The sequence below is a fragment of the Streptomyces amritsarensis genome, assembly GCF_001953875.1.
Lineage (GTDB): Bacteria > Actinomycetota > Actinomycetes > Streptomycetales > Streptomycetaceae > Streptomyces > Streptomyces amritsarensis.
The window spans coordinates 36860-45611 of the sequence record NZ_MQUR01000065.1; the positions used below are offsets into that span (position 1 = coordinate 36860).

Below are 8752 nucleotides of genomic sequence, written 5' to 3' on the forward strand. Positions count from 1 at the left end.
GCGCCCCGGCCCGGGCGGCGCAGGCGGTACGGAGGGCGGCACGGGCCGGGTCCCGCCGTGCGCGGCGGGACCCGTACGGTCAGGAGGACCGGTGGGCCGGGCGCTCACTCTCGGCGTCGGTGGTGCGGTCCGCGGAGGACTGCAGATCTGCGTCGAGCTGGGAGAGGTCGGCGTTCAGCGCGGCCATCAGCTCCTCCATCTGCTGCAGCAGGCCCTTCGGAGCGCCGCCGCTGCGGGCGGGCGCGGCGGACTCCCGCTGTGCGGGGTCGTGTGCTGCCTGTCCGGTCCAGCCGGTCTGTCGGGGGGTCTCCGGCACGGCCTCGTGGGACATGGCGGCCTCCTCGGCCCTGGCCCTTCCCGGGGGGAAGGGGCGGTGGACGCACCGGCGGGAAGCCGCCGGCGCACGGGCCGGGCGGTCCGGCTCCGTCCGGGCAAACGATCCCCGTCCGGGCCGGTCACTGGCCGCCCCGGGCCCCGACACGTCCGGTTGACGAAGATTCACCCTGGCGGGGCGGGAGGGGCAGGATGGGAGGTATGGATCTTCGCATTTTCACCGAGCCGCAGCAGGGTGCCAGCTACGACACCCTCCTGACCGTCGCCAAGGCCACCGAGGACCTGGGCTTCGATGCGTTCTTCCGCTCCGACCACTACCTGCGGATGGGAGCCGCCGACGGCCTGCCCGGCCCCACGGACGCCTGGATCACCCTGGCGGGACTGGCCCGCGAGACCCGGCGGATCCGTCTCGGCACCCTGATGACGGCGGGCACCTTCCGGCTGCCCGGCGTCCTCGCCATCCAGGTGGCCCAGGTCGACCAGATGTCCGGCGGCCGCATCGAGCTGGGTCTGGGCGCGGGCTGGTTCGAGGAGGAGCACAAGGCCTACGGGATCCCCTTCCCGGCGGACCGGATGGCCCGTCTGGAAGAGCAACTGGCCATCGTCACCGGGATGTGGGCCACCGCGCCCGGCGCCGCCTTCGACTACGCCGGCGACCACTACCGCGTGGAGAACTCACCCGCCCTCCCCAAGCCCGCCCAGGCCAGGATCCCCGTCCTCGTCGGCGGCCACGGGACCAAACGCACGCCGCGGCTCGCCGCGCGGTACGCGGACGAGTTCAACATGCCCTTCGCGTCGATCGCCGACAGCGAGCGGCAGTTCGGCCGGGTCCGGGAGGCCGCCGAACGGGCCGGTCGGCGGCCCGACGACCTCGTCTACTCCAACGCCCTCGTGGTGTGCGTGGGCAAGGACGATGCCGAGGTGGCCCGCCGGGCCGCCGCCATCGGCCGGGACGTGGACGAACTCAAGGCCAACGGCCTGGCCGGCTCGCCGGCCCAGGTCGTGGAGAAGATCGGCGCCTACGGCGCGGCGGGCTCCTCTCGCGTCTACCTCCAGCTGCTCGACCTCGACGACCTGGACCACCTGGAGCTGATCTCCTCCCAGGTGCTCTCCCAGCTCTCCTGACGGCCGGGAGAAGCGATGCCCCGCGCAACCGCCCCGCTCGCAGAGGCCCTGGCCCGCCGGACCGTCGTCCTGGACGGCGGGCTCAGCAACCAGCTCGCCGCCCAGGGCTGCGACCTGACCGGAGGCCTGTGGACCGGCCGCGTGCTCGACGAGCGGCCGGTCCAGGTCGAGGCCGCCCACACGGCGTACGCCCGGGCCGGCGCCGAGGTGCTGATCACCGCCAGCTACCAGGTCGGCTACGAGGCCTTCGCCGCCCAGGGCCGCGACCGCGACGCCACCACCGCGCTGCTGCACCGCAGCGTCGTACTCGCCGCGCGGGCGGCCGAGGCCGCCGACCACGACGTGTGGGTCGCCGCCTCCGTCGGCCCGTACGGCGCGGTCCTCGCGGACGGCTCCGAGTACCGCGGCCGGTACGGGCTGGGCGTGCGCGAGCTCGCGGCATTCCACCGGCCCCGCATCGAGGCCCTGCTCGCCGCCGGCCCCGACGTCCTGGCCGTGGAGACCCTCCCCGACCCGGACGAGGCCGAGGCCGTCCTCACCGTCCTCGCGGAGACAGGCGCCCCGGCCTGGCTGAGCTACACCGTGGCAGCAGGCCGGACCCGGTCGGGGCACCCGCTGCCCGAAGCGTTCGCCCTCGCCGCGCAGGCCCCTCAGGTCATCGCCGTCGGGGTCAACTGCTGCGACCCCGCCGACGTCCTCCCGGCCCTGGAGGCGGCGGCCGCCGTCACCGCGAAACCGCTGCTGGCCTACCCCAACGACGGCTCCGTCTGGGAGGCGGCCACCGGCACCTGGCGGACCCCCGCCGCCATGCCACCCTGGCCGACGGCCGCCTGGCGCCGCACCGGCGCCCGCCTCGTCGGCGGCTGCTGCCGCATCGGCCCCGACCGCATCGCGGACCTGGCCCGCGAGACCGCCCCACCAGGCGAATCGATCATGTGACGAAGCGTCAACTCACGTCATTTTACGTAAAGTTCCGGCCAACGCGGCTTCCCTCCAGGTGCGGGAGCTGACAGGTGCCACCAGGGCGGGCACGATGCTCCGACATTGAACGGGGGTCGTGATGAGCGCTGCCGAAAACACAACCGAGCTCGAAGGCCCGGACGCCGACCCGAGCGGCCCCGGCGCCCAGGACGCCCAGGACGCCCACGGCAAGCCGGGACAGTCCCAGGACCCCGAGGAGCGGGCCGGCGCCGAACTGGCCCTGCGCGTCTTCAGCGGCGACGAACGCTGGGGCTGGGAGTTCGTCCCGCCCCCCGAACCTCCCGCGCACCGAGACGCCCAGAGCCCGCCCGTCTACACCGAACCCTCCGACGCCGAGGTCCGCGCCGCGCAGGAGCGGGCCATGGGCGGCCGCAACACCTCGGGCTTCGGATGCCTGACCCTGCTCACAGGGGGCGCGGCGTTCGCGGCCGGCGGTGCCGGTGCCGCGGCCGTCGTCGTGGTCCTCATCCTCGCCCTGATCATCGCGACCTCCCCCCAGGCCAGACTGCGGGCCGCCCAGCGCCGCCTGCAGTCCGCCCGGGAACGAGCCCAGACCCTGGCCGGCCTCGCCGCCCGCCGCGGAGTGACCGTCGCCCACGTACCCGGAGCCCTGCTCGGTGACGCTCGCCGCACAATGGAGGCCGGAGCCGGTGCTGCTTGTCCCGGGCCGCTCCCGACAGCTGCTGAATCCCTCCCGTGGTTCAATTCAGCTGGTCGCGCACGAGATCAAGGAATGCCTGTCGGCTCGGATGTATGTGCGCCCAGACCTTCTCGTCCTGCGGATCTTCCGGGTCTTCGGGGCCCTTTCTGACCACCTCCTGTACTGCCCAGGCGAGGCTGCGTGCCGCTTCGCTGACCTCGGACGCGCACAGTACGTGGATCGTCTTCTGCGTCACCCACACCCTGTCAAGGACCTGCCGTGCCCGGGCCTGCCACTGTTCGTCAGCCAGGTTGTGGTGATGCCGATCCACCGCGACTCGTTCTGCTTCCTGCACCGCAGACAGAAATTCGATGAGGTGAGTGAGACGCTCGCTACGGCGCGCCTCGGCAAGTTCACGAGCACTGCGGCGTGCCTCGCCGCGTTCCAAGGCGTGTCCTGCCGAGCGCTGGGTCAGTATCGACATGAGCCCGCCGAGCAGGACGCCGATGAGCGGCGCAAGCGTTGTCCACACAACGTCAGACTATGACATCGATGGCATGGACATGGACGGGGGCCGGGCAGTTTCGGGCCGGACAGGGACACGCGGTCGTCGCCGCAACCGCCACCACAAGACCGGACAGCTAATCAGACGGTCCCTGATCGCCTACGACCACTGATCACTTCGGAATGACTCGTCTAGCGTTCGCAGGCGACGCCGTCACCGTCGCGGTCGAGGTGTCGGCCGTACCCCGGGTCCCCCCGGCGGATCGGGTCCGCGCCCGCCGCCCGCACGGCGGCGCAGTTCGCGTACGAGACGTTCCCGCCCCCGCTCCCGCCCGTCGCGTCGTCGTCGGGTGCCGGGGCGGTCGTGCGGGCGGTCGTGGGCGGCGCGGGCGCCGGGGCGGGCGGCTTCGGGCGCAGGTCGGTGCCGGGCGTCGCGGGGCAGGCGGTGCCCGGCGCCACCAGGTGTACGACCGGAGCGGCGCTCTGCGGCACGAGTCCGGTGCCGGCCGCGACGTCCTGGAAGCAGACGAGCCACGTCCCGTGGTCGGCCGGGAGGGTGACGTCGGCGTAGGCGCTCGACGCACTGAGTTCGCCGTCGATCAGTTCCTCCACCGCCTTCTCCGCCTGCGCATAGGGCCACCCGACGGCCGACGGCATCTGCGGTGCGGCGCTCGGCGCGGGCGCCGCAGCCGGCGGAGTCGGAGTCGGGCTCGCGCTCGGGGTGGGCGAGGCGGAGGACGCCGCGGCTGCCTGGGGCTTGGCCTCGGCCCCGGCCTCCTTCGGCGGGTCGGACAGCAGCGGTATCAGGAACCAGATGCCGGACAGGACGCTGGCGAGGACCTTCCGCGTCCGTTCCCACCGGCTCGTCCAGGCGAGCGCGATTCCGGCGGGTGGCAGGAGGACGAGCGCCGCGATGATCAGGGCGGGGTGCTGCCACCAGCGGCGCGGCGGCCTGGGCGCGGCTGAGGGTGCGTAGGCGTGCGGGGGCGGGTACATGGAGCGCTCCTGGAGGCCGAACCGGTGCGGAGCGCGCGAGCCTATCCAGAAGGTTGAAGATCGTACTTGTTTTCGCTTGAAATCCATTGGCCCGAGGATGATCCGGCAGTCATGCTGAACCGCATGTTCCTTACGATCACCACCACCGGGACGGCCGAGACTCCGGCGACTGACCTGGGCTTTCTCCTGCACAAGCACCCGGACCGGGTCCGCGTGGAGAACCAGTCCCACGGCACCGCCCACGTGTTCTACCCCGAGGCCACCGCCCAGCGGTGCACGGCGGCCCTGCTGTTGGAGGTGGACCCCGTCGCGCTCGTCCGCCGCGGGAAGGGCAAGGGCCGGGGCGGGGCGCCCGACGCCGCACTCGCGCAGTACGTCAACGACCGTCCGTACGCGGCCTCCTCGCTGCTCGCGGTCGCGCTCGGCGCGGTGTTCCGCACCGCCCTCAAGGGGAGTTGCGTCCTGCGCCCGGAACTCCCGGACCAGGTACGCCCGCTGCGCGTCGAGATCCCCGTACTCCCCGCGCGCGGCGGCGCCGCGATGGTGCACCGGCTGTTCGACCCCCTCGGCTGGGACCTCGTACAGGCCGAGGCCGTACCGCTCGACGAACAGTTCCCCGAGTGGGGGGACTCCCGCTACGTACGCCTCGTGCTGGAGGGCGAGCTGCGCCTCTCCGACGCCCTGCGCCAGCTCTACGTGCTCCTGCCGGTCCTCGACGACGCCAAGCACTACTGGATCGCCGCCGACGAGGTCGACAAGCTGCTGCGCGCCGGGGACGGCTGGCTCGCCGCGCACCCCGAGAACGCGCTGATCAGCTCCCGTTACCTGGCCCGCCACAAGCGGCTGACCCAGGACGCCGTCGAGCGGCTGGAACTGCTCCGTCTCGCCGAGTCCGACGGCAGCGAGGTCGAGGAGATCGACAACGCCGTCGACGAGACGCGCGACACGCAGGAGCGGCCCGTGCCGCTCGCGGTGCGTCGGCGCGAGGCCGTCCTCGCCGCCCTGCGTGCCGCCGGAGCCCAGCGCGTGCTGGACCTCGGCTGCGGCCAGGGCCAGTTGGTGCAGGCGCTGCTGGGGGACCCGGCGTACACCGAGATCGTCGGGATGGACGTCTCCGTGCGCGCCCTGACCGTCGCCGCCCGGCGGCTGCGGCTGGACCGCATGGGCGAGCGGCAGAGGTCGCGCGTCACGCTGCTCCAGGGCTCGCTCGCCTACACCGACAAGCGGCTGGCCGGCTACGACGCGGCCGTGCTGAGCGAGGTCATCGAGCACCTGGACCTGGAGCGGCTGCCCGCGCTGGAGTACGCGGTGTTCGGCTCGGCCCGTCCCCGCACGGTCCTCGTCACCACCCCGAACGTGGAGTACAACGTCCGCTGGGAGACCCTGCCGGCCGGTCACGTCCGGCACGGCGACCACCGCTTCGAGTGGACCCGAGAGGAGTTCCGCGCCTGGGCCGGCCAGGTCGCCGAGCGCTTCGACTACACGGTCGCATACGTCCCCGTGGGCGATGACGACCCCGAGGTCGGGCCGCCGACCCAGATGGCCGTCTTCACCCAGGGGGCCGCCACCGAACCCGGCGCCACCGCCACCGACGCCACGGGCGCCGCCACCACCGCCCCCGGCGCGACCACCGCAACCACCGACTCCCCGAAGGAGGGCGAGGCAGCATGACCACCGCGACCAAGCGCACCCTTCCCGTCACCGACCTGTCCCTCGTCGTCCTGATCGGGGCCACCGGCTCGGGCAAGTCCACCTTCGCCCGCAAGCACTTCAAGCCCACCGAGGTCATCTCCTCCGACTACTGCCGGGGCCTGGTCTGCGACGACGAGAACGACCAGAGCGCCAGCCGGGACGCCTTCGACGTCCTGCACTACATCGCCGGCAAGCGACTCGCCGCCGGCCGCCTGACCGTGGTCGACGCGACCAGCGTCCAGGCCGACGCCCGCCGGCAGCTGGTCGCGCTCGCCCGCGAGCACGACGTCCTGCCCATCGCCATCGTCCTGGACATGCCCGAACAGGTCTGCGTCGAGCGCAACGCGACCCGCCCCGACCGGGCCGGCCTGCCCCGCGCGGTGATCCAGCGGCACCGCCGCGACCTGCGCCGCTCCCTGCGCGGCCTGGAACGCGAAGGCTTCCGCAAGGTGCACGTGCTGCGCTCCGTCGAGGAGGCCGAGGCCGCCGAGGTCGTCCTGGAGAAGCGGTTCAACGACCTCACCCACCTCACCGGCCCCTTCGACATCGTCGGTGACATCCACGGCTGCTCCTCCGAGCTGGAGACCCTGCTCGCCAAGCTCGGCTACGAGGACGGCGTCCACCCCGAGGGCCGCACGGCCGTGTTCGTCGGCGACCTCGTCGACCGCGGCCCCGACAGCCCGGGCGTCCTGCGCCGTGTGATGGGCATGGTCAAGTCCGGCAACGCCCTGTGCGTGCCCGGGAACCACGAGAACAAGCTCGGCCGCTACCTCAAGGGCTCCAAGGTCCAGCAGACCCACGGCCTCGCCGAGACGATCGAGCAGCTCTCCCACGAGCCGCAGGAGTTCGTCGAGGAAGTACGGAAGTTCATCCGCGGCCTCGTCAGCCACTACGTCGTCGACGGCGGGAAGCTGGTGGTCTGCCACGCCGGCCTGCCCGAGAAGTACCACGGCCGCACCTCCGGCCGGGTCCGCTCGCACGCCCTGTACGGGGAGACCACCGGCGAGACGGACGAGTTCGGCCTGCCCGTGCGCTACCCGTGGGCCGAGGACTACCGGGGCAAGGCCGCCGTCGTCTACGGCCACACCCCCGTCCCGAACACCGCCTGGATCAACAACACCATCTGCCTCGACACCGGCGCCGTCTTCGGCGGCCGGATGACCGCCCTGCGCTGGCCCGAGCGCGAACTGGTCGACGTACCGGCCGAGAAGGTCTGGTACGAGCCGGTCAAGCCGCTCGTCACCGAGGTGCCGGGCGGCAACGACGGCCGTCCGCTGGACCTGTCCGACGTCCACGGCCGCCGCGTCGTCGAGACCCGGCACCTGGGCAACGTGGGCGTCCGCGAGGAGAACGCCGCCGCGGCCCTGGAGGTCATGAGCCGCTTCGCGGTGGACCCGCGGCTGGTCCCCTACCTGCCGCCGACCATGGCGCCGACCGCGACCTCCCGCGAGGACGGCTACCTGGAGCACCCGGCCGAGGCCTTCGCTCAGTACCGCAAGGACGGCGTCGACCGGGTGGTGTGCGAGGAGAAGCACATGGGCTCCCGCGCCACCGTCCTGGTCTGCAAGGACGCCGGCGCCGCCCGTGAGCGGTTCGGCGTGGACGGCCCGACCGGTTCCGTGTACACCCGCACCGGGCGGCCCTTCTTCCACGACGCCGAGGTCACCGAGGAGGTCCTGGCGCGGCTGCGCGCGGCGGTCACCGGCGCCGGGCTGTGGGAGGAGCTGGGCACCGACTGGCTGCTCCTCGACGGCGAACTCCTGCCCTGGTCGCTGAAGTCGGGCGGCCTGCTGCGCAGCCAGTACGCCGCCGTGGGCGCCGCCTCGCGCGCCGTCTTCCCGGACGCCGTCGGCGCCCTGGAGGCGGCGACCGCCCGCGGCGTCGACACCGGCGCCCTGCTGGAGCGCCAGCGCGGCCGGGCCGCCGACGCGGCGGCCTTCACCGACGCCTACCGCCGCTACTGCTGGGCCACCGACGGGCTGGAGGGCGTACGGTTCGCGCCGTTCCAGGTGCTGGCCGCGGCCGGGCAGTCGCTGGCCGCCGTACCCCACGACCGGCAGCTGGCCTGGCTGGACCGGCTGGTCGAGGCCGACGACCCGGGCACTCCCGGCGGCACCGGACTGCTGCGCCGCACCGGCCGGATCGTGGTGGACACCGGCGACGAGGATTCCGTACGCGCCGGCACCGACTGGTGGCTGGAGCTGACGGCGGCCGGCGGCGAGGGCATGGTCGTCAAGCCGCTCCAGGCCTACGCCCGCGACGGCAAGGGCCGGCTGGTCCAGCCCGGCGTCAAGGTGCGCGGACGGGAGTACCTGCGGATCATCTACGGCCCGGAGTACACGCGTCCGCAGCAGCTGGAGCGCCTGCGGGAGCGGTTCCTCGGACACAAGCGCTCGCTCGCCCTGCGGGAGTACGCGCTCGGGCTGGAGGCGCTGGACCGGCTCGCGGCCGACGAGCCGCTGTGGCGGGTCCACGAGCCGG

8 protein-coding genes are annotated in these 8752 nt (G+C 73.2%); 6 read left to right on the plus strand and 2 right to left on the minus strand.

The features are described from left to right. Positions 1-79: 79 nt before the first annotated feature. Positions 80-331 carry a hypothetical protein gene (locus tag AVW11_RS24465; RefSeq protein ID WP_037833666.1) on the minus strand — a complete coding sequence of 84 codons (252 nt, stop codon included), beginning with the start codon at positions 329-331 and terminating at the stop codon, positions 80-82. Positions 332-534: 203 nt separating this feature from the next. On the opposite strand from AVW11_RS24465, the gene AVW11_RS24470 reads away from it, so the two are divergent. The 4 genes from AVW11_RS24470 to AVW11_RS24485 all read left to right on the plus strand — a co-directional run bounded on the left by AVW11_RS24470 (position 535) and on the right by AVW11_RS24485 (position 3626). After that, the gene (locus AVW11_RS24470; RefSeq protein WP_076045920.1) at positions 535-1458 is read left to right on the plus strand and encodes an LLM class F420-dependent oxidoreductase; all 924 of its coding nucleotides are present in this window, start codon (positions 535-537) and stop codon (positions 1456-1458) included. A 15-nt stretch (positions 1459-1473) separates the two neighbouring features. After that, positions 1474-2397: a homocysteine S-methyltransferase gene (mmuM, locus tag AVW11_RS24475; protein WP_076045922.1), complete on the plus strand. Its 924-nt coding sequence runs from the start codon at positions 1474-1476 to the stop codon at positions 2395-2397. Between the two features lie 121 nt (positions 2398-2518). Then, the gene (locus AVW11_RS37195) at positions 2519-3250 is read left to right on the plus strand and encodes a hypothetical protein (RefSeq protein ID WP_143568890.1); all 732 of its coding nucleotides are present in this window, start codon (positions 2519-2521) and stop codon (positions 3248-3250) included. Between the two features lie 64 nt (positions 3251-3314). Then, positions 3315-3626 carry a hypothetical protein gene (locus AVW11_RS24485; protein WP_143568891.1) on the plus strand — a complete coding sequence of 104 codons (312 nt, stop codon included), beginning with the start codon at positions 3315-3317 and terminating at the stop codon, positions 3624-3626. A gap of 149 nt (positions 3627-3775) precedes the next feature. On the opposite strand, the gene AVW11_RS39340 is transcribed toward AVW11_RS24485, so the two are convergent. Next, positions 3776-4579 (minus strand): excalibur calcium-binding domain-containing protein, encoded by an 804-nt coding sequence (locus AVW11_RS39340; RefSeq protein ID WP_060180535.1) that lies wholly within the window; start codon positions 4577-4579, stop codon positions 3776-3778. Positions 4580-4702: 123 nt separating this feature from the next. On the opposite strand from AVW11_RS39340, the gene AVW11_RS24495 reads away from it, so the two are divergent. Together AVW11_RS24495 and AVW11_RS24500 are read left to right on the plus strand one after the other, a co-directional pair. Then, the gene (locus tag AVW11_RS24495; protein ID WP_076045936.1) at positions 4703-6250 is read left to right on the plus strand and encodes a 3' terminal RNA ribose 2'-O-methyltransferase Hen1; all 1548 of its coding nucleotides are present in this window, start codon (positions 4703-4705) and stop codon (positions 6248-6250) included. Beyond that, positions 6247-8752, plus strand: a 2506-nt coding sequence (locus AVW11_RS24500; RefSeq protein WP_076045928.1) for a polynucleotide kinase-phosphatase, incomplete at its 3' end; no start/stop codon positions are given. The genes AVW11_RS24495 and AVW11_RS24500, both read left to right, overlap by 4 nt.

What these genes read in the sequence shown, in the direction of transcription:
- mmuM (WP_076045922.1), top strand. Translation starts at nt 1,474, where the DNA reads ATGCCCCGCGCAACCGCCCCGCTCGCAGAGGCCCTGGCCCGCCGGACC.
- AVW11_RS24495 (WP_076045936.1), top strand. Translation starts at nt 4,703, where the DNA reads ATGTTCCTTACGATCACCACCACCGGGACGGCCGAGACTCCGGCGACT.
- AVW11_RS37195 (WP_143568890.1), top strand. Translation starts at nt 2,519, where the DNA reads ATGAGCGCTGCCGAAAACACAACCGAGCTCGAAGGCCCGGACGCCGAC.
- AVW11_RS24465 (WP_037833666.1), bottom strand. Translation starts at nt 331, where the DNA reads ATGTCCCACGAGGCCGTGCCGGAGACCCCCCGACAGACCGGCTGGACC.
- AVW11_RS39340 (WP_060180535.1), bottom strand. Translation starts at nt 4,579, where the DNA reads ATGTACCCGCCCCCGCACGCCTACGCACCCTCAGCCGCGCCCAGGCCG.
- AVW11_RS24470 (WP_076045920.1), top strand. Translation starts at nt 535, where the DNA reads ATGGATCTTCGCATTTTCACCGAGCCGCAGCAGGGTGCCAGCTACGAC.